This is a genomic window from Streptomyces sp. NPDC001858, assembly GCF_053594615.1.
The window spans coordinates 57,706-79,739 of sequence record NZ_JBSFEV010000010.1; the positions used below are offsets into that span (position 1 = coordinate 57,706).

A 22,034-nucleotide genomic window follows, 5' to 3' on the forward strand; every position below is an offset into this window, starting at 1 on the left:
ATGTCACGGAGGAAGCATGCAGGCGACCGCCACGGTGCTGGTCTACAGCGACGACTCCAACACCCGCGAGCAGGTGCGGTTGGCCACCGGCCGCCGGCCCGCCCCCGACGCGCCGCTCGTGGAGTTCCTCGAGTGCGCGACGCCGGCGGCGGTGCTCACGGAGTTGGACAAGGGCGGGATCGACGTCTGCGTCTTCGACGGCGAGGCCGTGCCGATGGGCGGCATGGGGCTGTGCCGGCAGGTCAAGGACGAGGTCTTCCAGTGCCCGCCGGTGCTGTTGCTGATCGGGCGGCCGCAGGATGCCTGGCTGGCCACCTGGAGCCGGGCGGAGGCGGCGGTGACGCTGCCGGTGGACCCGGTCGAGTTCGCCTCGGCGCTGGCTTCCCTGCTGCGGCGGAAGAACCTTCAGCACAGCGCGTGACCCTCCGGGGGCGCGGGCCGTCCTGCGACCGCGGGTCCGTCGTGGCCGGTCGCGCCCCCGAGAGGCGCTCACACCGCTGTGGGCTGCAGTCTTGACGTCGCCCGCTGGGTGTCCTGCTTGCCGCCGGTCAGGGCGCTGCCCTCGGTCCACTTCGGCCAGTCCAGGTTCCAGTCGCCGAAGCCGTTGCCGAAGGTCTCCATCGTGTCGCCGTAGCTGTTGACGACCTGGACGACGTCGCCCGCGCGGACGTTGTCGAAGAACCACTCGGCGTTGGACGTGCTCATCCCGGTGCAGCCGTGGCTGACGTTGGCGTAGCCCTGGGAGCCCACGGACCAGGGCGCGGCGTGCACGTACTCGCCGCTCCAGGTCACCCGGGTGGCGTAGTAGACGGGCAGGTCGTACGACTCGGAGGAGCCCTCCGCGATGCCGACGGTGGTGCCGCGCATCCGTACGAAGTACTCCTTGCCCAGGACGACCTTGACGCCGTTGCGGGTCTCGAAGCCGGGCTTTCCGGTGGTGACGGGGATCTGGTTGATCTGCTCGTCGTTCTTGAAGACCGTCATGGAGTGCGACGACGCGTCCGTCACGGCGACGACCCGGTCGCCGATGGTGAGCTTGAGGTCCTTCGCGGGGCCGCCCCACAGCCGGTCGCCGATCTTGATGCCGTCCAGGTTGCTGTGGACGCGGACGGTCGCGTGGGCGGGCCAGTAGTCCTTGGGCCGGTAGTGGAGCTCCTTGTCGTCCACCCAGTGCCAGCCGCCCTGCACGGAGGGCGTGGAGTCGACCTTGAGGGCGCGTTCGACGACGGCCCGCTGGGCGGGGTCCTTGACGGGCTGGTCCAGCTTGGCGGTGACGGGCTGGCCGACGCCGTACTCGCCGGCGTCGGGGCCGAACGTGACCGCCAGCCGCTTCTTGCTGGTGGGCTTGCCGGTGTCGAAGGTGAGGACCCGGCGGCCGGGTGCGCCGTCGTCGTCCTCGGTGCTCACGCGGACCGTGTAGTGGGCGCCTGCGGCCAGCGGCTCGGTGCTGTGCCAGCGGCTGCCGTCGGCGGAGAGTTCGCCCGGCACATAGCGGCCTGTGCCGTCCACGGCGGTGACGTCCGTGATCCGGTCGTCGTCCTGCGCCGTGACCTCCAGGGGCTTGTCCGGGTCGGTCTTCTTCCCGTCTTCCGCGGCGCCGTTGAAGGAGATCTGGTCCGTCGCGTCGTAGGGGCGCGCGGACAGTGGGTTGCCGTCCGAGCCGCAGGCGCTCGCGACCGCGCCCAGGGCGATCACCAGCAGGGTGCAGCCGACGACGGTGCGGGGGCGTGGTTGGTGGCTCATGACTTCACGCTAGGGAGCCGGGTCGGCGGCGGCGCGCTGAGTGACACGGACGGAGCAGCGCGGCTACGGCAAAAGCGTGAGCCCGGACCCTCCTGACGGAGTGTCCGGGCTCTCGCCGCGTTCAGCGCGTGCTACTGGGTGCGGTTCTCACCGTGGTAGTACTCGAAGACCCAGCCGAACAGGCCGATCATGATCACCGGGAGGGAGAAGTACAGCACCCACCAGCCGATCGCCACGCCCAGGAAGGCCAGCGCGCCGCCGAAGCCGAGCGCCAGCGGCTGCCAGCTGTGCGGGCTGAAGAAGCCCAGCTCGCCGGCGTCGTCCGCGACGTCCGCTTCCTTGTTGTCCTGCGCGCCCACGTCGACCCGCTTGGCCGTGAAGCCCAGGTAGAAGCCGATCATGATGGCCAGGCCGAAGGCCAGGAAGAGGGCCGTGGTACCGGCCGGCTCCTTCGACCACACGCCATAGACGATCGCCATGATGAGGATGAACACGCTCAGCCACGTGAACATCCATCCTTGGACCTTCACTTGCCGGCCTCCTTGCCGCCTGCGATGGCACTCGCGCCGTGACCGCTGTGTTCCAGCTGCTCGAGCGCGGCGATCTCCGGGTGGTGCAGGTCGAACGCCGGGGATTCACTGCGGATCCGCGGCAGGGTGAGGAAGTTGTGGCGCGGCGGCGGGCAGGAGGTCGCCCACTCGAGCGAGCGGCCGTAGCCCCACGGGTCGTCGACGCCGACCGGCTTGCCGTACTTGGCGGTCTTCCACACGTTGTAGAAGAACGGCAGGACGGAGAGGCCGAGGACGAACGAGCTGATCGTCGAGATCGTGTTCAGGGCGGTGAAGCCGTCCTGCGCCAGATAGTCGGCGTAGCGACGCGGCATGCCCTCGGCTCCGAGCCAGTGCTGGACCAGGAAGGTGCCGTGGAAGCCGATGAACAGCGTCCAGAAGGTGATCTTGCCGAGGCGTTCGTCCAGCATCTTGCCGGTGAACTTCGGCCACCAGAAGTGGAAGCCGGAGAACATCGCGAAGACGACGGTGCCGAAGACGACGTAGTGGAAGTGCGCCACCACGAAGTACGAGTCGGACACGTGGAAGTCCATCGGCGGCGAGGCCAGGATGACGCCGGTCAGACCGCCGAAGGTGAAGGTGATGAGGAAGCCCGTCGCCCACAGCATCGGTGTCTCGAAGGACAGTGAGCCCTTCCACATCGTTCCGATCCAGTTGAAGAACTTCACGCCTGTTGGCACGGCGATCAGGAACGTCATGAAGGAGAAGAACGGTAGGAGGACGCCGCCGGTGACGTACATGTGGTGCGCCCACACCGTCACGGAGAGACCGGCGATGGAGATGGTCGCGGCGATCAGGCCCATGTAGCCGAACATCGGCTTTCGGGAGAACACCGGGATCACTTCGGAGATGATGCCGAAGAACGGTAGGGCGATGATGTACACCTCTGGATGGCCGAAGAACCAGAAGAGGTGTTGCCATAGCAACGCGCCGCCGTTGGCCGCGTCGAAGATATGGGCGCCGAACTTGCGGTCCGCCTCCAGGGCGAACAGCGCGGCCGCGAGGACCGGGAAGGCCAGCAGGACCAGGACACCGGTCAGCAGGACGTTCCAGACGAAGATCGGCATGCGGAACATCGTCATGCCCGGGGCGCGCATGCAGATGATGGTGGTGATGAAGTTGACCGAGCCGAGGATGGTGCCGAAGCCGGAGAAGGCCAGGCCCATGATCCACAGGTCGGCGCCGATGCCCGGGGAGCGGACGGCGTCCGAGAGCGGGCTGTAGGCGAACCAGCCGAAGTCGGCCGCGCCCTGCGGGGTGAGGAAGCCACCGACCGCGATGAGCGAGCCGAACAGGTACAGCCAGTAGGCGAACATGTTCAGTCGCGGGAAGGCGACGTCCGGCGCGCCGATCTGGAGCGGCATGATCCAGTTCGTGAAGCCGGCGAACAGCGGCGTCGCGAACATCAGCAGCATGATCGTGCCGTGCATCGTGAACGCCTGGTTGAACTGCTCGTTCGACATGATCTGCAGACCCGGACGGGCCAGCTCGGCGCGCATGAAGAGCGCCATGACGCCACCGATGCAGAAAAACGCGAACGACGTGACCAGGTACAACGTACCGATGGTCTTGTGGTCGGTGGTCGTCAGCCACTTCACCACGACGTTGCCGGGCTGTTTGCGCCTGACCGGCAGCTCGTTCTCGTACGAGTCCTCAGCTGCGGAGGCACCCTGGGGTTCGTTGAGGATGCTCACAGGTTGTTCGTCTCCCGGTTCTTCTCGTGGCTCGTCTGCTCGATGCCCGCGGGAACGTAACCGGTCTGCCCCTTCTCTACGAGGTCCTTGAGGTGCTGCTCGTAGCGCTCCTGAGAGACGACCTTCACGTTGAACAGCATCCGGGAGTGGTCGACGCCGCAGAGTTCGGCGCACTTGCCCAGGAAGGTGCCCTCCTTGTTGGGAGTCACCTGGAAGGAGTTGGTGTGGCCCGGGATGACGTCCTGCTTCATGAGGAACGGCACCACCCAGAAGGAGTGGATGACGTCACGCGAGGTCAGGACGAAACGAACCGTCTTGCCCTCGGGGAGCACCAGGGTCGGGCCCGGGTTGTTGGTCTGCGGGTTCCGCTCACCGGGGGTGCCGCAGGCGTACACGCCGCCGGCGTTGTCCGGGAATTCCTTCTTGAACCGGTCCGGGATCGCGGCCAGGTTCTCGTCGGTCTTCGCGTTCCCCTCGGAACCTTCGACGTTCTCGATGTAGTTGAAGCACCAGCTCCACTGGAAGCCGACGACGTTGATCGTGACGTCGGGCTTCTTGTCGAGGCTGAGCAGCTTCGACTCGTCGCGAGCGGTGAAGTAGAACAGAACCGAGACGATGATGATCGGAACCACCGTGTACAGCGCCTCGATGGGCATGTTGTACCGGGTCTGCGGAGGAACTTCGACCTTTGTGCGGCTGCGCCGGTGGAAGAAAGCACTCCACAGGATCAGGCCCCACACCAGCACGCCGGTGGCCAGCGCGGCTGCCCAGGAGCCCTGCCACAGGGAGAGGATCCGCGGAGCCTCTTCCGTGACCGGGGTGGGCATACCAAGGCGGGGGAAGTCCTTGTATGTGCAACCGGTGGCGGTCGCCAGGACCAGGCCCGCGGTCATTGCCTGCAGCAGCTTCCGCCGCATCGGGCGCCGCGGCGAGCGGTCGGAGCCGTTGGGACTCACGTAGCGCCTTCCCGAGAGTCTCGCCCGCGCGGTCGGCTGCGGCCTGACTTCTCGCTGGTCGGTCGCCGCCCTGCGTCGGGCAGGGGTTTGGATGTTTATGCGGACCAAACCCTACTGGACGCGATTTGGGGTCGCGCGGGGAGGGTCCCCAACGCGCCGGGGGCTACTTCTGACGGTTGGTCGGGGGCGCCGAATAGCTCGAAACGTTCGGTTGTGTGGCGTGTGCAGGCCTGTTGTGGCTGATCGTGCAGTTCCCCGCGCCCCCGATGAAGCTCACCGGCGTTCTAACGTTGCCCTGTGTCCTACTTTGATGCCGCTTCCGCCGCTCCCCTTCATCCCGTTGCCCGGCAGGCGCTGTCGGCCTCGCTCGACGAAGGCTGGGCCGACCCCGCCCGGTTGTACCGGGAGGGGCGGCGGGCGCGGATGCTGCTCGACGCGGCCCGCGAGGCGACGGCCGAGGCCGTCGGGTGCCGGGCCGACGAGATCGTGTTCACCTCGTCCGGGACGCGGGCCGTGCACGCCGGTACGGCGGGGGCACTCGCCGGGCGGCGGCGCGCCGGACGTCACCTGATCGTGTCAGCCGTCGAACACTCCTCGGTACTCCATTCGGCCGAGACGTTCGAGGCGGACGGCGGTCAGGTGACCCGGGTGCCGGTGGCGCGGACGGGTGCGGTGGCCGTCCGGTCGTACGCCGACGCCCTGCGGTCCGACACCGCGCTGGCCTGTCTGCAGTCGGCCAACCACGAGGTGGGGACCCGGCAGCCGGTGGCCGAGGTGGCCGAGGTCTGCCGGGCGGCGGGGGTGCCGTTGCTGGTGGACGCCGCTCAGTCGCTCGGCTGGGAGGCGGTGGAGGGGCCCTGGTCCGTACTGACCGGTAGCGCGCACAAATGGGGCGGGCCGCCGGGGGTGGGGCTGCTCGTGGTGCGCAAGGGGGTGCGCTTCGCCGTCCAAGGCCCCGTGGACGAGCGGGAGTCGGGGCGGGCCGCCGGGTTCGAGAACATTCCGGCCGTGGTGGCGGCGGCGGCCTCGCTGCGGGCGGTGCGGGCGGAGGCCGCGGCCGAGGCGGTACGGCTGCGGGAGCTGACGGCGCGGATCCGGGCCCGGGTGGCGGCGGTCGTGCCGGATGTGGAGGTGGTCGGGGATCCGGAGCGCCGGCTGCCCGGGATCGTCACCTTCTCCTGCCTCTACGTCGACGGGGAGGCGCTGCTGCACGAGTTGGACCGGGCGGGCTTCTCCGTGTCGTCCGGTTCGTCCTGCACGAGCAGCACGCTGACGCCCAGCCATGTGCTGAAGGCGATGGGCGTGCTCAGCGAGGGGAACGTGCGGGTCTCGCTGCCGGCGGGCGCGGCCGAGGCGGACGTGGAACGGTTCCTCGCCGTGCTGCCGGGGGCTGTGGCCGGGGTGCGGGAGAAGCTCGGGGCGCCCGCGCCGGCCACCGAGACCCGCGGTGACGTGCTCGTCGTGGACGCGCTCGGCAAGCGGTGCCCGATCCCCGTCATCGAGCTGGCGAAGGTCTTCGGGGACGTCCCGGTCGGGGGCCTCGTGCGGGTGCTGTCCGACGACGAGGCGGCCCGGCTCGACATCCCCGCCTGGTGCGAGATGCGAGGTCAGGAGTACGTCGGCGAGGAGCCGGCGGACCGCGGTGCGGTCTACGTGGTCCGCCGGGTGTCCTAGACAGGCCTCAGGGCCTCAGGGCCCAGGACCTCAGGGCCCAGGGCCTCAGGCGAGGTGACCGCGGACCTCGGTGGCGGCCTCTTCGCCGTAGGCCTTGGTGAAGCGGTCCATGAAGTGGAGGCGGCGCAGCTGGTACTCCTGGGTGCCGACCGTCTCGATGACGAGGGTGGCGAGCATGCAGCCGATCTGGGCGGCGCGCTCGTGGGAGACGCCCCAGGCCAGGCCGGAGAGGAAGCCGGCCCGGAAGGCGTCGCCGACGCCGGTGGGCTCGAGCTTGCGCTCCTCCTCCGGGCAGCCGACCTCGATCGGGTCCTCGCCGGCGCTCTCGATGCGGACGCCGCGCGAGCCGAGGGTGGTGACGCGGTGGCCGACCTTGGCGAGGATCTCCTTGTCCGACCAGCCCGTCTTGGACTCGATCAGGCCCTTCTCGTACTCGTTGGAGAACAGGTACGTGGCGCCGTCCAGCAGCGTCCCGATCTCGTCGCCGCTCATCCGGGCGATCTGCTGGGAGAAGTCGGCCGCGAAGGGGATCGAGCGGGAGCGGCACTCCTCGGTGTGCCGGAGCATCGCCTCCGGGTCGTCGGCGCCGATCAGGACCAGGTCGAGGCCGCCCACCCGGTCGGCGACGGTCTTCAGCTCGATGAGGCGGGCCTCGCTCATCGCGCCGGTGTAGAACGAGCCGATCTGGTTGTGGTCGGCGTCGGTCGTGCACACGAAGCGGGCCGTGTGCAGCGTCTCGGAGATCCGGACCGATTCGGTGTCGACGCCGTGCCGGTCCAGCCAGGCCCGGTACTCGTCGAAGTCCGCGCCCGCGGCGCCGACCAGGATCGGGCGGGTCCCGAGCTGGCCCATCCCGAAGGCGATGTTCGCGCCCACGCCGCCTCGGCGCACGTCCAGGTTGTCGACCAGGAAGGAGAGCGAGACCGTGTGCAGCTGGTCCGCGACGAGCTGATCGGCGAAGCGGCCGGGGAACGTCATGAGGTGGTCGGTTGCGATGGAGCCGGAGACTGCGATGCGCACGGCGTGGACTCTCCTGTGGGGAGCGGGATTGACAGTTCACGCTACCGGGTCGCCCCGGGGCGTTGAAGCAGCTGAAACTACCCGATAGTAGATCTTTCTTCGCGGGCTCCAGCGTGCCTACGGTTCGGTTATGACGAACCTCAAGGTCCACGCCCCCGTTCCGGCCGATCTCGACGGCGACCTGGCGTCGCTGCGCGGTGACTGCGCCCGGATGGCTCCGTACTGGGCGGTCCCGGAGAAGATCGCTTCCCGTCCGGTCTCCCCGTCACTCATCCATGGCGTGACCGTACCGGCGAAGTCCGCCCGGCTGCTGGAGGCGATGTCGGAGTACGGCAACTAGGGTTTTCAGGGTTTTCTTCGGTACGGCGCTCGGAAGGGAACCGTGCGCTCCCCCGCCGCGTCCCATCGGCGTCCCTCGTAAAGGGGATGTGGGGTACGACAGCAGGGCTGCCGAAGGAGCGATGCGGTGAACACCGAGCGACCCGAGAACGACGACGCCGCGCGCGAGCCGGAGGAGACGGGTTCCGCGAAGCCTGAAGAGGTAACGGCCGAAAAAAAGGCCGAAAGCGTAGAGGCTGAGGTTTCTGAGGTCTCCGAGGCCTCTGAGACCTCTGAGACCTCGAAGGTTTCGGAAACCTCGGAAACCTCGGAAACCTCGGAGGCCTCGGAAGCTCCGGAAGCCTCGGAGGCTTCAGCGGCTGAGGCCGAGCCGGCCGCGGCTCCGGAGGAGGCCCCCACCGCTCCCGAGGAGGCCGCCGCCACTCCCGAGGAGGCCGCCGCCGCGTCCGGCGCGCCCGACGGTGACGTCGACGAGCCCGTCGTCACTCCCGCGGCCGGTGGCGGCGAGGCCGCCGGGGGCGCCCGGCGCCGCTCGCCCGTGCTCATCGCCTCCGTCGCCGCCGCCGTGTTGCTGGTGGGCGGTGGCGGGGCCTATCTGACCTCGACCACTGCGGGCGGCTCGGGCGGGGGCTCCGGCTCCGGATCGCCCTCCGCGGACGGCAGCCCCGCGGCGCTCCTGCTGGACGACTACTCCGCAGGTACGGGTACCCCCGAGGGCGGCACGAACGGCATCGCGCCCGGCGAGCCCAACCCCTACGGGGTGACCTACAGCGCCGCCGGGACCCTGCCCGCGGGCCCCGGCTCGGCGCCCGTGTACTGGGCGAAGGGCGAGGTCACCAAGGACGAGGTGGCCGGGCTGGCGAAGGCGCTGGGCGTGGCCGGGACGCCGGTCGTCGACGGCGAGGCCTGGAAGGTCGGCGCCGGGAACGACGGCTCGGGGCCGGTGCTGCGGGTGAACCGGCAGGCGCCGGGGATGTGGACGTTCACCCGGTACGCGCCCGGCACGGACGACTGCTCGGGCGGCACCGTCAAGTGCACCCTGACCCCCGCGACCCCGGTCGGCGACCCGGTGACCGAGGCGGCCGCGAAGAAGGCGGCGGCACCGGTCCTGAAGGCGGTCGGCCAGGACGCCGCCAAGGTGGACGCGAGCCAGGTCACGGGCGCCCAGCGGGTGGTCAACGCCGATCCGGTGATCGGGGGGCTGCCCACCTATTCCTGGACGACCGGGATCAGTGTCGGCGCGCAGGGCGAGATCGTCGGCGGGAACGGACAGCTGGAACCTCCGACGAAGGGCGACACGTATCCCCTGCTGAGTGCGCGGGAGGCGCTGGACGCGCTGAACGCGGCGCAGGGGAGCGGCCCCCGGATGGGCATCGGCGGCTGTGCCACCCCGGTGCCGCTGAAGGACCGGCTGGAGAGTCCGTGCGGTGCGTCGACCACGACGACCGAGCAGACGCGGGCGCAGACGGCGACCGTCGAGGACGCGGTGCTCGGGCTCGCCCCGCACACTTCGGGCGGGCAGCAGGTGCTCGTGCCGTCCTGGCTGTTCGACGTGAAGGCGGCGGGGGCCGCGGCCGGCTACACCGTGACGCAGCCGGCCGTCGAGCCGGCGTATCTGAAGTCCGCGGCGACGCCGACGCCCGCCCCGACGCCCTCGGGCGGCTCGGCGACGCGTGATGTGCAGGTGGACGGCTACACCGTCGAGGGCGACACGCTGACCGTGAGCTTCTACGGCGGGGTGTGCGCCGACTACAAGGCGAAGGCGGTGGAGAGCGGCGACGAGGTGAAGGTCACCGTGACCGAGACGCCCTGGCCGGACAAGGTCTGCATCATGATCGCCAAGCAGTACCAGCAGAGTGTGCAGCTGGAGGAATCGCTCGGCAGCCGGAAGGTGGTCGGCTCGGACGGCAAGGCCATCCCGCTGGAGAAGCCCGGCGCCCGGCTGCCGCAGGTCCAGTAGCGCGCCGACCGCACCCGCACAGCACGAAGGCGGCGGCCCCGTTGGAGGGGGCCGCCGCCTTCATGTCGTCCGGAAAGGCTTTAGTTGAAGGAGTCGCCGCAGGCGCAGGAGCCCGTCGCGTTCGGGTTGTCGATCGTGAAGCCCTGCTTCTCGATGGTGTCGACGAAGTCGATGGACGCGCCGCCCAGGTACGGGGCGCTCATGCGGTCGGTGACGACCTTGACGCCGTCGAAGTCCTTGACGACGTCGCCGTCGAGGGAGCGCTCGTCGAAGAAGAGCTGGTAGCGCAGGCCGGAGCAGCCGCCGGGCTGAACGGCGACGCGCAGGGCCAGGTCGTCGCGGCCTTCCTGGTCGAGCAGGGCCTTGACCTTCGCCGCGGCGGCGTCGGACAGGATGATGCCGTCGGTGACGGTGCTGGTCTCGTCCGATACGGACATCTACATCTCTCCCGGGTTGTACGGAGACTGCTTGCCGACTGGTGCAACCGGCAAGGCCGCGGATTCATTCCGGGCCGGGCGTCGGGTTTTCGACGCCTCCTTCATGCTCGCACATGCGCCTGCGGGCGGAAAACGCCTCATCGGGATTCACGTCACATCGACGCAATGACCATCGTCAAAGTGACGTTATGCGGGTTATCATAGATAACGTCAGATCGACGAAAAGTAGAAAGGGTGCGTGTCGTGACCACCGCCCAGACCACGGAGCTCGACGTACAGCCGTCTCCGCTCGCCCTGTTGCTGCTCGGCCGTGAGGCCGACCCGAAGAGCGAGCGAGGCGTCGAGTGTCCCGGCGACCTGCCCTCGCCCTCCGACCCGGACCTTGTCGAGCGGGCCCGTGCCGCCAAGGAGAAGCTCGGCGACAAGGTGTTCGTCCTCGGCCACCACTACCAGCGCGACGAGGTCATCCAGTTCGCCGACGTCACGGGCGACTCCTTCAAGCTGGCCAAGGACGCGGCCGCCCGCCCGGAGGCCGAGTACATCGTCTTCTGCGGTGTGCACTTCATGGCCGAGTCCGCCGACATCCTGACGTCGGACGACCAGAAGGTGGTCCTGCCCGACCTCGCCGCCGGCTGCTCGATGGCCGACATGGCCACCGCCGAGCAGGTCGCCGAGTGCTGGGACGTGCTGACCGAGGCCGGCATAGCCGAGCAGGTCGTGCCCGTCTCGTACATGAACTCGTCCGCGGACATCAAGGCGTTCACGGGCAAGCACGGCGGCACGATCTGCACCTCCTCCAACGCCCAGCGGGCCCTGGAGTGGGCCTTCCAGCAGGGCGAGAAGATCCTCTTCCTGCCGGACCAGCACCTCGGCCGCAACACCGCCGTACGGGACATGGGCCTGTCCCTGGAGGACTGCGTCCTCTACAACCCGCACAAGCCGAACGGCGGGCTGACCGTCGAGCAGCTGCGGGACGCGAAGATGATCCTGTGGCGCGGCCACTGCTCGGTGCACGGCCGCTTCAGCCTGGACTCGGTCGAGGACGTCCGTGCCCGGATCCCCGGGGTGAACGTGCTCGTGCACCCCGAGTGCCGGCACGAGGTCGTGGCCGCGGCGGACTACGTCGGCTCGACCGAGTACATCATCAAGGCGCTGGAGGCCGCCCCGGCCGGCTCGAAGTGGGCCATCGGGACCGAGCTGAACCTGGTCCGCCGGCTGGCGAACCGTTTCGCGCCCGAGGGCAAGGAGATCGTCTTCCTCGACAAGACGGTCTGCTTCTGCTCGACGATGAACCGGATCGACCTCCCCCACCTGGTCTGGACCCTGGAGTCGCTCGCCGACGGCAAGCTCGTCAACCGCATCACGGTCGACAAGGAGACCGAGGCGTTCGCGAAGCTGGCCCTGGAGCGCATGCTCGCGCTGCCGTAGCCCCGCGCCGCCGTGGCCCCTCGTGGGCCCCGGCCCCGGCTCACTCCGCCGCCGGTGTCCGGTCGGGGTGGGCCGGGTCCAGGCTGAAGACGGTGCCGTCGGGGGTCAGCACCACCAGGGCTCCCTGGTCGAGGAACACCCGGCCCGCGGCATAACCGCTCCCGACGACCTGCTCGGCCCGCGCGGGGGACTCCCACAGCAGGGTGCCCGTCTCGATGCCGAGGGCGGCGACCCGGCCGGAGGCGCTGGCCGTGAACACCACCTGTCCGCTCTCGTCGGCGACGGGAGTACCGGGCTGCTGAAGGGTAGTCGAGGTCTGCCACAGCCGCTCGCCCGTCTCGGGCGAGTGGGCGACCAACTGCCCCGCGGAGGAGACGAAGCAGAGCACTCCGCCCACCAGCGCCGCCTCACCGCGCGGGCCGCCCGCCAGCTTCGTCCTGCGCACGGCGCCGGTGCCCGGGTCGATCAGCAGGACCTCGGCGTACGACGACTCCGCGGAACTGTCGGTGTCCTGCGGGGTGGACATCACGAAGGCCAGATCGCCGCCGACAGCGCCGACGTGGACGAGGTCGCCGTCCGGCACACTCACCTTCCGGGTCGAGCCGTCGGCCGGGCCGACGGCGTAGAACACGGTGCGCGACGGTGTACCCGCGTCGCCGCAGCCGGCGTACGGGACGCCGTCGACGTCGTAGAAGTCGCAGCTGTAGGTGGGCCCGGCGGGCAGGGTGGCCGTCCAGCGCGCGGTGCCGTCTCGGGGGTCGCGGGCGGTCACCCGCTTGCCGCCCTCCGGGATCATCAGCAGATCGCCCACGAGGGCCGGGGTGACGCCGCTCCCGCTCATCGGGTGCGACCAGAGCAGCTTGCCGGTGGCGGAGTCGAGGGCGACGACGGTCCTGATCTGGTCGTTCTTCGCGCTGTTCAGGACCGACTGGGAGACCAGCAGCACGCCGTCGCGCACCCCGAGGACCATGCTGTCGTACGCCTCCCGTGCCACGCCCGAGGGCAGGGAGTCGGCCCGCCAGGCGAGCCGGCCCGTCGCCCCGTCGACGCGGACCGGGAGGGTGCCGTTGCCGCCGCAGTACAGGGCGTCCTCCCCCATGGCGCAGGACGATCTGATGCCGAGGCTGCCGTAGGGCCCGCCGCCCAGCGGCTTCTTCACCCCGCTCACGGCGGTCCCGAACACCGAGGTCCGCCACGGCTGCCAGCCGTTCGGCAGGGGGTCCCAGGCGACGGACCCGGTGTCGGTGCCAGTGCTGGTGCCGTCCGACTTCTCCTCCGACGCCGACGCCCCGTTCCTGTCGAACGGCCCGACGTCGAGCAGGAAACCGGTGAGCGCCAGGGCCAGGACGCCCGCCACCCCGGCCAGGGCCGGCCACCGGCGCAGCCGGGAGCGGCGGCCCGTGCGCGGCGGCGCCGCGGCGGGTCCCGGCTCCTCGCCCGCCGGGGGCGCGGGCGCGGGTGCGGGCGGCGGACGCAGGATCACCGTCTCCGGGTCGCCCTCCGCGGGTTCGGGCAGCGCCTCGGCGAACTCCCCGGCCAGTACGTCGAGTCCGGGCCGGTCGGCGGCGTCCTTGGCCAGACAGCGGGCCAGGATCGCGCGCAGCGGCTCGGCGACCGCGTCCACCTTCGGTTCCTCGTGCATCACCCGCCACGCCGTCAGATACGGGCTGTCCGCGTCGAAGGGGCCGCGTCCGGCCACGGCGAACACCAGCAGCGCGCCCAGCGAGAAGACGTCCGAGGCGGGCCCGACCGAACGGGCGTCCGTGAACTGCTCCGGCGACATGAACGGCGGGGTGCCGATCGCCTTCCCCGTCTCGGTGAGCGTCTGGTTCTCCGCCGCCCGGGAGATCCCGAAGTCGATGACGCGCGGGCCGTCCGGGGCCATCAGGACGTTGCCGGGCTTGAGGTCGCGGTGCACGACCTCGGCGCGGTGGATCTCGCGCAGCGCCTCCACCAGGCCCAGGGCGAGCCGGCGCAGTTCCGCGCCGCGCAGCGGGCCCTGCTCGCGGATCCGGGCGGAGAGCGTGGGGCCGGGCACGTACTGGGTGGCCATCCAGGGCCGTACGGCCTCCGGGTCGGCGTCCACGACCGGGGCGGTGAACGCTCCGCTCACCTTGCGGACGGCCTCGATCTCCTGCCGGAAGCGGGCGCGGAAGACCGCGTCCTCGGCGTACTGGGAGTGCACCACCTTGACGGCGACCTCACGCCCCGAGCGCGCCCGGCCCAGATACACCACGCCCATGCCGCCGGACCCGAGCCGGTCGACGATCCGGTAACCGCCCAGCGCCTTCGGGTCGTCCTTGTGCAGAGGCACCGCCCCGATCCCCTTCCCCCGAGTGTCCTGAGCAGTTCGAGCCACCAGCATATGAAACGGCCTGGCGGTGCCGGCGGTTCCATCGTGCCGGGTGCGGTTCGGGCTCACTCCACCCGTGGCCGGACCAGCCCCGATTCGTACGCGATGACGACGAGTTGGGCGCGGTCGCGGGCGCCCAGTTTGGCCATGGCCCGGTTGACGTGTGTTTTCACGGTGAGCGGGCTGACCTCCAGGCGCTCGGCTATCTCGTCGTTGGAGTGGCCGCCGGCGACCTGTACGAGGACCTCGCGTTCGCGCACGGTGAGCGCGTCCAGCCGGGCCGAGCGGGTGGGGTCGTGGTCGTCGGCCGTGCCGCCCTGGGCGAGGAAGCGGGCGATCAGGCCCTTGGTGGCGGTCGGCGAGAGCAGCGCCTCCCCGCCCGCGGCGACCCGGATCGCGCTGAGCAGCTCCTCCGGCTCGCTGCCCTTGCCGAGGAAGCCGGAGGCGCCCGCCCGCAGCGACTGCACGACGTAGTCGTCCACCTCGAAGGTCGTCAGGATGACCACCCGCACGTGTGCGAGGGAGTGGTCGGCGCTGATCAGCCGGGTCGCGGCGAGACCGTCCACGCCGGGCATGCGGATGTCCATCAGGACGACGTCGGCGCGCAGCTCCTTCGCCAGCCGCACCGCCGCCGCGCCCTCCGACGCCTCGCCGATCACCTCCATGTCGGGCTCGGAGTCGACGAGCACACGGAACGCGCTGCGCAGCAGCGCCTGGTCGTCGGCGAGCAGGACGCGGATGGTCATGCACTGTCTCCCATGGTGGCGGTGCGGGTCTTCACCGGCAGGATGGCATGAACGCGGAAACCGCCGCCGTAGCGGGGGCCGGTGGTGAGGGTGCCGCGCAGGGCGGTGACGCGTTCGCGCATCCCGAGCAGCCCGTGGCCGCCTTCGCTCGCCGGCCGCTCGTCGCACGCCGGGCGCCCGTTGTCGAGGACCATGACCTCGATGTTCGGCCCCACGGACACCACGCTGACCTCGGCCTTCGCCTCGGTTCCGGCATGCTTTTGGACGTTGGTGAGGGCTTCCTGGATGACCCGGTAGGCGGCCAGGTCGACGGCGGCCGGGAGCTTGGTCCCGTGGTCGGTGCGGGCCACTTCGACGTGCAGACCGGCGCTGCGGAAGGTGCCCGCGAGCTCGTCGAGCCGGTCCAGGCCGGGGGCGGGTTCGGTGGGGGCCTCGGGGTCGCCGGACTGGCGCAGCAGGCCGACGGTGGCCCGCAGTTCGTTCAGCGCGGAGCGGCTGGCCTCCCGGACGTGCGCGAGGGCCTCCTTGGCCTGGTCGGGCCGCTTGTCCATGACGTGTGCGGCGACTCCGGCCTGGACGTTGACCAGGGCGATGTGGTGGGCGACCACGTCGTGCAGGTCGCGGGCGATGCGCAGGCGCTCCTCGGCGACCCGGCGGCGGGCCTCCTCCTCCCGGTTGTGTTCCGCGCGTTCGGCGCGGTCCCGGATGGCCCGGATGAAGGCCCGGCGGCTGCGCACCGCGTCCCCGGCGGTGGCGCCGATGCCGGTCCAGGCGAGGATCGCGAGGTTCTCCTGGGCGTACCAGGGCAGCGGTCCGGCGAGCATGGCCGCGCCGGTGAGGACCGCCATGGTGAGCAGCCCGGCCCGCGCGGTGGTGACGCGGTCGGTGACGGCGGCGACGGTGAACAGGGCGACGACGGCGGACATGGCGACCGGGGCGCGGGGGTCGCCGGTGATCGACTCGAGCACGGAGGCGGCGCCGGTGAGGACGAGGACCGTCATGGGGGCCCTGCGGCGGAAGACGAGGACAGCGGCGCCGAAGGTCATCAGCAGGAGGCTGAACGGCGCCGGGCTGTGCAGGCTCCAGCTGACGCTGCGCCCGCCGTGCGGGTCGACGAAGGAGCCGACCAGCATGCACAGGAGGACCGCGGCGGCGAGGGTCGCGTCCAGGGCCAGGGGGTGGGCCTTGAGCCGGCACTCGGCGCGGGCGAGGAGGGTCACTGCTTCGGTTACCGTCGCTTTCCGTGCCGTAGCCGGGGCTGCCGCCCCCGGATCCCCCGCTGGTCGGCCTGCCGTCAGCCGGGGATCAAGCCGTCGTCGCTCAGCATCTCGCGGACCTCTTCCAGACGTGCGTCCGGGGCCGGGAGGATGAGCTCCGAGGGTTCCAGGGCGTCGTCGGGCAGCGGGGCGCCCAGGCGGCGGACGGCGTCCAGGAGGGCGCCGAGGGTGCGGTGGAAGCCTTCCTCGTCGCCGCTCTCCATCTCGGCCAGCAGCTCGTCGTCCAGCTTGTTCAGTTCGACGAAGTGGGAGTCGGCCAGCGTCCACTGGCCCTCCCCCATGATCCGTACGATCATGTCGCCCTCCTCGGCTCCGGGCCCCGGCGCCGGGCTACTGCTTGTCGAAGCGCGGGGTGTCCTGCGGCTGCTGCTGGGGCTGCGACTGGCTCGTGCCACCTTCGATGGCCTGCTGGCCGGAGGAGCTTCCCCCGGCGAGTTCGGCCTTCATGCGCTGCAGCTCCAGCTCTACATCCGTACCACCGGAGAGCCGGTCCAGCTCGGCCTGGAGGTCGTCCTTCGCGATGCCCGTCGGGTCGTCCAGGGCGCCGGAGGCCATGAGCTCGTCGAGGGCGCCGGCGCGGGCCTGGAGCTGGGCCGTCTTGTCCTCGGCGCGCTGGATGGCCAGGCCGACGTCGCCCATCTCCTCGGAGATGCCCGAGAAGGCCTCGCCGATGCGGGTCTGGGCCTGGGCGGCGGTGTAGGTGGCCTTGATCGTCTCCTTCTTGGTGCGGAAGGCGTCGACCTTGGCCTGGAGGCGCTGGGCCGCGAGGGTGAGCTTCTCCTCCTCGCCCTGGAGCGTCGAGTGCTGCGTCTCCAGATCGGTGACCTGCTGCTGGAGGGCGGCGCGACGGGAGAGCGCCTCGCGGGCGAGGTCCTCGCGGCCGAGCGCGAGCGCCTTGCGGCCCTGGTCCTCCAGCTTGGTGGACTGCGACTGCAACTGGTTGAGCTGGAGTTCGAGGCGCTTGCGCGAGGTCGCCACGTCGGCGACGCCACGGCGGACCTTCTGGAGCAGCTCCAGCTGCTTCTGGTACGAGTAATCGAGGGTTTCGCGCGGGTCCTCGGCCCGGTCAAGGGCCTTGTTCGCCTTCGCGCGGAAGATCATCCCCATACGCTTCATGACACCGCTCATGGGCTTCGCGCGCCCCCTTCTGACGGACTCCGGTCCAGCCTTGCGACAGAACCCACAGTACGGGCCCTGCATCCATTGACGCACTGTTCGGGGACGGATGCGCTCATCCCCAAGGACGACTGACCAAGCCCTTGCTCCGGCGTAGGGAGTAGGTGACCTTCAGGGTGAGCGTCAGGTCACTGTGTGTCCCTTCTCCCGCGCTCTTGGCCGGTCTGTCCCCTCTGGAGACGACTGGTGTTGCCGGATCGTTCCCCTCCGGGCTGGGGTCCATGCCCCGGAGCGCTTACCCTTGGGTTTTGTGTTCCGTAGCCGTGCCAAGGAAGAGAAGGCCCCCGCCGACGCGGTGGCGACCGACTCCAAGCAGACCCGTGACCCTCAGGCGAAGAAGGGTCGGCCCACGCCCAAGCGCAGTGAGGCCCAGCCCCAGCGCCGCAGCGTCGCCAACACGACGACGTCGCGCAAGGACGCCGCCAAGCGTCAGCGCGAGGAGCGCCGCGCCCAGCTGGACCGGCAGCGCCAGGCGCTGGCCGGGGGCGACGAGCGGTATCTGCCGGCCCGTGACAAGGGTCCCGTGCGCAAGTTCGCTCGTGACTTCATCGACTCGCGGTTCAACGTGGCGGAGTTCTTCCTGCCGATGGCCGTGATCATCCTCGTGCTGAGCATGGTGCGGGTGGGCTCGCTGCAGACCATCGCGCTGCTGCTGTGGCTGGTCGTGATCGTGCTGATCGTGCTGGACTCGTTCGTCACCGCGTTCCGGCTGCGCAAGCAGCTCGCCGAGCGCTTCGACGGGCAGAACCGGCGGGGCGCGGTGGCGTACGCGCTGATGCGCTCGCTCCAGATGCGTCGCCTCCGGCTGCCCAAGCCGCAGATCAAGCGTGGAGCGCGGCCCTGAGCGCTGCGGCCTTCTCCGGGGGAGCGGCCGAGGCCTGGCTGAACAGGCTGGGCGGGCTGCGTGACGTCGTACGGCAGGAGCTGGTGGCCCGGCAGCTCGACGAGCAGATAGCGGGGCGCTACCCGGTCGGGCAGCGGCTGCGGGTGCTCGACGTCGGCATGGGGCAGGGCACGCAGGCGCTGCGGCTGGCCCGGCTCGGCCATCAGGTGACGGGTCTGGAGCAGGAGGCGGCGATGGTCGCCGCGGCCCGTACGGCCCTGGCCGGCGAGCCCGACGGCATCCGGGAGCGGGTGCGGATCATCGAGGGCGACGGCCGCGACACCGGGGTGCACTTCCTGCCCGGCAGCTTCGACGTGGTGCTGTGCCACGGCGTGCTCATGTACGTCGAGGAGCCGGACGCGCTGCTGGCGGGGCTCGCGCGGATGCTGGCGCCGGGCGGACTGCTGTCGCTGCTGGTGCGCAACGCGGACGCGCTGGCCATGCGGCCGGGCCTGTCCGGGGACTGGGCGGGCGCGCTGGGCGCCTTCGACACCACGGCCTATGTCAACCGGCTGGGGCTCGATGTGCGCGCGGACCGGCTGGCGACGCTGACCGGCGCGCTCGCCGGGATCGGGGCGCCGCTGCAGGCCTGGTACGGCGTGCGGGTCTTCACGGACACGGCGGCGGACGACGCGGAGATCCCGGACGACGTCGAGACCCTGCTGTCCGCCGAGGAGCGGGCCGGGCGGACGGACCCCTACCGGCAGGTGGCGGCGCTGCTGCATCTGTGCGGAGTGCGCGGCTGAGCCTGCCTCGTTCCCGTTGTTCACTCGTTCGGGTGAGGGGCGGACGGGGTGGAGAGGCCCGGCGGTCGGGGTGACCGGGCCGCGGCCACCCCGACGCGACGGTGCGAGCGGTTACGACTCGTTCGCGTGCAGGTTCATCGGGCCGTAGATCTCGGTGGAGTCCTCGAAGAGCCGCACCTGGTCCGCGCCGCCTTCGACGAGGTCCTTCCAGATCTCCCCGATCCACGACTCGGCGTCCCCCTGCGTGGTGAACTCCTCGGGCTGCACCGCGGGTTCGACCTCCGTCCCGTCGGCCTTCTCGAACCGCCACGTCCATGCCGCCATGTACGCCTCCCAGCTGTGACCACGTGCAGAGCAGAAGCCGGATCAAGGTCCGGCTTCTGCGCTCAGCCTAAGCGCTCCGCTGGAAGTGCCGCGATGGGCCGTCGTTCAGCTGCGGCGCCATCGTGGCCGGTCGCGCAGTTCCTCGCGCCCCTTCAGGGCGCTGCCGAACCGCCGCCGACTTCGCCCGACCCGCTCAGTCGGGTGCGCAAGACCAGGTCGGACGCGCGAAAATCGGCATCGTGGAAGTCACTCTGCTCGGAACCGGCGCCCCCGCGGGGCTGCCCCGCCCCCACTGTTCGTGCGCCGTGTGCGCGGTCTCGCTCGGGGTGCACGCGCGGGCGGCGACCGCGTTGCTCGTGGACGGGGCCCTGTTGCTCGATCTGACGCCGGGTGCGGCGTTCGCGGCCGCGCGGGCCGGGCACTCGCTGGGCGGGGTCGGGCAGGTGCTGCTGACGCATCCGCACGACGGGCCGCCGGTGGAGGTGCCGGCCGGGCTGCCGCAGCCCGGCCGGGTGCCGGACGGGCGGGAGTCGGCGCTGCTGACGGGGCATCGGGTGCGGGCGGTGGCGATGGACGCGCCGGGCACCGGGTACGCGGTGACCGGGCCGGACGGGCAGCGGCTGCTGTATCTGCCGCCGGGGGGCGCGCCGGCCGGCCTGGAGGAGGGGCCGGAGCCCGTCGAGCGGTACGACATGGTCCTCGCGGACGTCGTGGGGCGGCCGGACGCGCTGGCCAAGCTGCGCGCGGTCGGCGCGGTCGGGCCGACGACCGATGTGGTCGCCGTCCACCTGGACCATGACGTGCCGCCGGGCGCGGAGCTGCGGCGACGGCTCGCGGCGGCGGGCGCGCGGGCGGTGCCGGACGGGTCGACGCTGACCGTGGGCGTGTACGAGGACGTCCCGGACGTGCCGCGCCGGACGCTGGTGCTGGGCGGCGCCCGGTCGGGGAAGTCGGTGGAGGCCGAGCGGCGGCTGGAGTCCTTCCCGGACGTGCTGTACGTGGCCACCGGGGGGACGCGGGGCGGCGACACCGAGTGGGCGGCCCGGGTCGCCGCGCACCGGGAGCGCCGGCCGGGGTCGTGGCGCACGACGGAGACCTGTGATCTGGCGCCGCTGCCGGCACAGGACGGGCCGCCGCTGCTGATCGACTGTCTGTCGCTGTGGCTGACGGACGTCATGGACTCGGTCGGGGCATGGGACGACGCGGTGTGGGCGGACGGCGGCGAGCGGGCGCTGCGCTTGCGGGTGGCGGAGTTGGCGGCGGCGGTGCGGTCGGCGCGGCGGACCGTCGTACTGGTGTCCAACGAGGTGGGCTCTGGAATCGTCCCGTCCACCGCGTCGGGCCGACGGTACCGCGACGAGCTGGGCCGACTGAACGCAGCGATCGCAGCCGAATGCGAACAGGTCGTACTGGTGGTGGCAGGCCAGGCACAAGTGCTGCGCGGCTGAAAGCGGCCTGCTGCGGGCGAGCGCGGGCAAGTCGTGCTGGTGGTGGCGGGGCAGGCGCTGGTGCAGTGCGGCTGAGAGCGGCCCGCCGCGGGCGAGCGGGGGCAGGTCGCGGCTGAGAGCCGCAGGTCGCGGGCGAGTGCGGGCAAGTCGCGACTGAGGACGGCCGGCCGCGGGCCTGCGCGGGCAAGTCGTGCTGGTGGTGGCGGGGCAGGCGCCGGCTGCGGGGGATTCGGGGGTCGTCAGGGGTGTTGCGCGATGATTCGGTAGGCGTTCGAGAAGCGGGTGCGGCGCAGGGCCGGGGCCAGCAGGTGGTCGAGGGCCGCGGCCAGGGCGGTGAGCGGCCTGGCCGCCGGGCGCAGGCGGCTTCGGTCGGCGTAGAGGGAGACGGCCGCGGCCAGGTCGTGGGGGGTGTGGGCGGCCTGGCGATCCGTCACGACGATCTCGCAGCCCTGGGCCTGAAGTTCCGCCCGGAGGTTGGCCGGCGGGATCAGGTGCAGATGGCGCGGCTGGTCGTAGGAGTGCCACCACTTGCCGAGGACGGCCGCGGACGCGCTCGCGGGGTCGGGGAGTTCCAGCAGGAGATGCCCGCCCGGCCGCAGGGCGGTCAGCGCCGCCGCGAGTTCCGCTCTCGGGTCCCGGGTGTGCTCCAGGTGATGGAGCATGCTGACGACGTCGTAGCGGCCGCGCAGCCGGGACAGGACCTCGGGGGCCGTCAACCGGCCGACATGGGCCTCGTCGAGCCGGCCGGCCGCCTGCGCCCGCTCCACGCGCGAGGTCGGGTCCAGCCCGTCGAACGCCGTGTAGGCGAACAGTTCCTTCGCCGCCTCCGGGAAGGGCGCGTCCCCCGTTCCGACGTCCAGCCAGCTCTCCGGCTCGGGGAAGGGCAGCATCGCCCGGGCCGTCGCCCTGAGCTGTCTGCGGGCGACGGCGCGTCGGTCCCCGTCCGTCGGGTACAGCTCCAGTCCTTCGACGGTCAGGCGCGGGTTCTGGAAGGCGTGTGCGCAGTCCAGGCACTCGTCGACCACGAAGGTGCCCGGCCTGCGGTGGCGCAGATCGGGTGCGCGCAGCCGGGTGCGCAGCCGCTTGGAGCCGCACCAGGGGCAGTCGTCGCGGCGCGGCTCGTGGACGGGCCTGGGGGGCATGAGCGGCTCCGGGGAGGGCGGGGAGGGGTGCGAGGGCGAGCGGACGAGCGGACGACAATCTGCAGCAAAATGGAACGTATGGGATCCCGATCTTGGGCGCAATGACGTCACGCGGGTGT

21 protein-coding genes are annotated in these 22,034 nt (G+C 71.1%); 8 read left to right on the top strand and 13 right to left on the bottom strand.

Features of this window, described 5'->3' with window-relative positions; all coding sequences use genetic code 11:
- Positions 1-16 precede the first annotated feature (16 nt).
- Complete coding sequence (locus tag ACWCPF_RS16845; RefSeq protein WP_451045777.1) at positions 17-421, top strand: hypothetical protein; 405 nt, start codon at positions 17-19, stop codon at positions 419-421.
- 68 nt (positions 422-489) lie between these two features.
- Here ACWCPF_RS16845 and ACWCPF_RS16850 read toward each other — a convergent pair whose 3' ends face one another.
- The 4 genes from ACWCPF_RS16850 to ctaC all read right to left on the bottom strand — a co-directional run bounded on the left by ACWCPF_RS16850 (position 490) and on the right by ctaC (position 4,962).
- Entirely contained in the window at positions 490-1,743 is a 1,254-nt protein-coding gene (locus ACWCPF_RS16850; protein ID WP_451045778.1) for an Ig-like domain-containing protein, read from the bottom strand.
- A 131-nt stretch (positions 1,744-1,874) separates the two neighbouring features.
- Positions 1,875-2,273, bottom strand: a complete 399-nt coding sequence (locus tag ACWCPF_RS16855) for a cytochrome c oxidase subunit 4 (protein ID WP_451045779.1) — start codon at positions 2,271-2,273, stop codon at positions 1,875-1,877.
- On the bottom strand, positions 2,270-4,006 hold the full coding sequence (gene ctaD / locus ACWCPF_RS16860; RefSeq protein WP_358807180.1) for an aa3-type cytochrome oxidase subunit I: 1,737 nt from the start codon (positions 4,004-4,006) through the stop codon (positions 2,270-2,272). Before ctaD ends, ACWCPF_RS16855 begins: the two co-directional genes overlap by 4 nt.
- Complete coding sequence (ctaC, locus tag ACWCPF_RS16865) at positions 4,003-4,962, bottom strand: aa3-type cytochrome oxidase subunit II (protein WP_451045780.1); 960 nt, start codon at positions 4,960-4,962, stop codon at positions 4,003-4,005. The genes ctaD and ctaC overlap by 4 nt, the downstream gene beginning before the upstream one ends.
- Before the next feature lie 297 nt (positions 4,963-5,259).
- On the opposite strand from ctaC, the gene ACWCPF_RS16870 reads away from it, so the two are divergent.
- Entirely contained in the window at positions 5,260-6,636 is a 1,377-nt protein-coding gene (locus ACWCPF_RS16870; protein ID WP_451045781.1) for an aminotransferase class V-fold PLP-dependent enzyme, read from the top strand.
- A 45-nt stretch (positions 6,637-6,681) separates the two neighbouring features.
- Here ACWCPF_RS16870 and ACWCPF_RS16875 read toward each other — a convergent pair whose 3' ends face one another.
- Positions 6,682-7,656, bottom strand: a complete 975-nt coding sequence (locus ACWCPF_RS16875) for a carbohydrate kinase family protein (RefSeq protein ID WP_451045782.1) — start codon at positions 7,654-7,656, stop codon at positions 6,682-6,684.
- 130 nt (positions 7,657-7,786) lie between these two features.
- On the opposite strand from ACWCPF_RS16875, the gene ACWCPF_RS16880 reads away from it, so the two are divergent.
- Both ACWCPF_RS16880 and ACWCPF_RS16885 read left to right on the top strand, forming a co-directional pair.
- Entirely contained in the window at positions 7,787-7,996 is a 210-nt protein-coding gene (locus ACWCPF_RS16880) for a hypothetical protein (protein WP_451045783.1), read from the top strand.
- Positions 7,997-8,122: 126 nt separating this feature from the next.
- Positions 8,123-9,955, top strand: a complete 1,833-nt coding sequence (locus tag ACWCPF_RS16885) for a hypothetical protein (RefSeq protein WP_451045784.1) — start codon at positions 8,123-8,125, stop codon at positions 9,953-9,955.
- A gap of 80 nt (positions 9,956-10,035) precedes the next feature.
- On the opposite strand, the gene ACWCPF_RS16890 is transcribed toward ACWCPF_RS16885, so the two are convergent.
- Entirely contained in the window at positions 10,036-10,392 is a 357-nt protein-coding gene (locus tag ACWCPF_RS16890; protein WP_190147980.1) for a HesB/IscA family protein, read from the bottom strand.
- A 243-nt stretch (positions 10,393-10,635) separates the two neighbouring features.
- On the opposite strand from ACWCPF_RS16890, the gene nadA reads away from it, so the two are divergent.
- The gene (nadA, locus tag ACWCPF_RS16895; protein ID WP_451045785.1) at positions 10,636-11,820 is read left to right on the top strand and encodes a quinolinate synthase NadA; all 1,185 of its coding nucleotides are present in this window, start codon (positions 10,636-10,638) and stop codon (positions 11,818-11,820) included.
- Between the two features lie 40 nt (positions 11,821-11,860).
- On the opposite strand, the gene ACWCPF_RS16900 is transcribed toward nadA, so the two are convergent.
- The 5 genes from ACWCPF_RS16900 to ACWCPF_RS16920 form a co-directional block, all read right to left on the bottom strand.
- Positions 11,861-14,134, bottom strand: a complete 2,274-nt coding sequence (locus tag ACWCPF_RS16900) for a protein kinase domain-containing protein (RefSeq protein ID WP_451045786.1) — start codon at positions 14,132-14,134, stop codon at positions 11,861-11,863.
- 104 nt (positions 14,135-14,238) lie between these two features.
- The gene (locus ACWCPF_RS16905) at positions 14,239-14,919 is read right to left on the bottom strand and encodes a response regulator (protein WP_451045787.1); all 681 of its coding nucleotides are present in this window, start codon (positions 14,917-14,919) and stop codon (positions 14,239-14,241) included.
- Positions 14,916-16,139, bottom strand: a complete 1,224-nt coding sequence (locus ACWCPF_RS16910) for a sensor histidine kinase (protein WP_451045788.1) — start codon at positions 16,137-16,139, stop codon at positions 14,916-14,918. Before ACWCPF_RS16910 ends, ACWCPF_RS16905 begins: the two co-directional genes overlap by 4 nt.
- 74 nt (positions 16,140-16,213) lie before the next feature.
- A complete protein-coding gene (gene pspAA / locus ACWCPF_RS16915) occupies positions 16,214-16,492 on the bottom strand; it encodes a PspA-associated protein PspAA (protein ID WP_451045789.1) in 279 nt (92 codons plus the stop codon).
- A 34-nt stretch (positions 16,493-16,526) separates the two neighbouring features.
- The gene (locus tag ACWCPF_RS16920; protein ID WP_451045977.1) at positions 16,527-17,297 is read right to left on the bottom strand and encodes a PspA/IM30 family protein; all 771 of its coding nucleotides are present in this window, start codon (positions 17,295-17,297) and stop codon (positions 16,527-16,529) included.
- A gap of 325 nt (positions 17,298-17,622) precedes the next feature.
- Here ACWCPF_RS16920 and ACWCPF_RS16925 point away from each other — a divergent pair, with 325 nt between their 5' ends.
- Positions 17,623-18,216 (top strand): DUF3043 domain-containing protein, encoded by a 594-nt coding sequence (locus ACWCPF_RS16925; protein ID WP_451045790.1) that lies wholly within the window; start codon positions 17,623-17,625, stop codon positions 18,214-18,216.
- Positions 18,217-18,299: 83 nt separating this feature from the next.
- Positions 18,300-19,001 carry a methyltransferase domain-containing protein gene (locus ACWCPF_RS16930; RefSeq protein ID WP_451045791.1) on the top strand — a complete coding sequence of 234 codons (702 nt, stop codon included), beginning with the start codon at positions 18,300-18,302 and terminating at the stop codon, positions 18,999-19,001.
- A gap of 111 nt (positions 19,002-19,112) precedes the next feature.
- Here ACWCPF_RS16930 and ACWCPF_RS16935 read toward each other — a convergent pair whose 3' ends face one another.
- Positions 19,113-19,325 carry a hypothetical protein gene (locus tag ACWCPF_RS16935; protein WP_451045792.1) on the bottom strand — a complete coding sequence of 71 codons (213 nt, stop codon included), beginning with the start codon at positions 19,323-19,325 and terminating at the stop codon, positions 19,113-19,115.
- 239 nt (positions 19,326-19,564) lie between these two features.
- On the opposite strand from ACWCPF_RS16935, the gene ACWCPF_RS16940 reads away from it, so the two are divergent.
- Positions 19,565-20,773 (top strand): bifunctional adenosylcobinamide kinase/adenosylcobinamide-phosphate guanylyltransferase, encoded by a 1,209-nt coding sequence (locus ACWCPF_RS16940; RefSeq protein WP_451045793.1) that lies wholly within the window; start codon positions 19,565-19,567, stop codon positions 20,771-20,773.
- A gap of 239 nt (positions 20,774-21,012) precedes the next feature.
- Here the strand turns inward: ACWCPF_RS16940 and ACWCPF_RS16945 are convergent, their stop codons facing one another.
- On the bottom strand, positions 21,013-21,915 hold the full coding sequence (locus ACWCPF_RS16945) for a class I SAM-dependent methyltransferase (protein WP_451045794.1): 903 nt from the start codon (positions 21,913-21,915) through the stop codon (positions 21,013-21,015).
- Positions 21,916-22,034 lie beyond the last annotated feature (119 nt).

Excerpts from the sequence above, each read along its gene's own strand:
- ACWCPF_RS16905 (WP_451045787.1), bottom strand. The coding sequence starts at position 14,919 with ATGACCATCCGCGTCCTGCTCGCCGACGACCAGGCGCTGCTGCGCAGC.
- ACWCPF_RS16845 (WP_451045777.1), top strand. The coding sequence starts at position 17 with ATGCAGGCGACCGCCACGGTGCTGGTCTACAGCGACGACTCCAACACC.
- ACWCPF_RS16920 (WP_451045977.1), bottom strand. The coding sequence starts at position 17,297 with ATGATCTTCCGCGCGAAGGCGAACAAGGCCCTTGACCGGGCCGAGGAC.
- ACWCPF_RS16935 (WP_451045792.1), bottom strand. The coding sequence starts at position 19,325 with ATGGCGGCATGGACGTGGCGGTTCGAGAAGGCCGACGGGACGGAGGTC.
- ACWCPF_RS16850 (WP_451045778.1), bottom strand. The coding sequence starts at position 1,743 with ATGAGCCACCAACCACGCCCCCGCACCGTCGTCGGCTGCACCCTGCTG.
- ACWCPF_RS16880 (WP_451045783.1), top strand. The coding sequence starts at position 7,787 with ATGACGAACCTCAAGGTCCACGCCCCCGTTCCGGCCGATCTCGACGGC.
- ACWCPF_RS16945 (WP_451045794.1), bottom strand. The coding sequence starts at position 21,915 with ATGCCCCCCAGGCCCGTCCACGAGCCGCGCCGCGACGACTGCCCCTGG.
- ACWCPF_RS16890 (WP_190147980.1), bottom strand. The coding sequence starts at position 10,392 with ATGTCCGTATCGGACGAGACCAGCACCGTCACCGACGGCATCATCCTG.
- pspAA (WP_451045789.1), bottom strand. The coding sequence starts at position 16,492 with ATGATCGTACGGATCATGGGGGAGGGCCAGTGGACGCTGGCCGACTCC.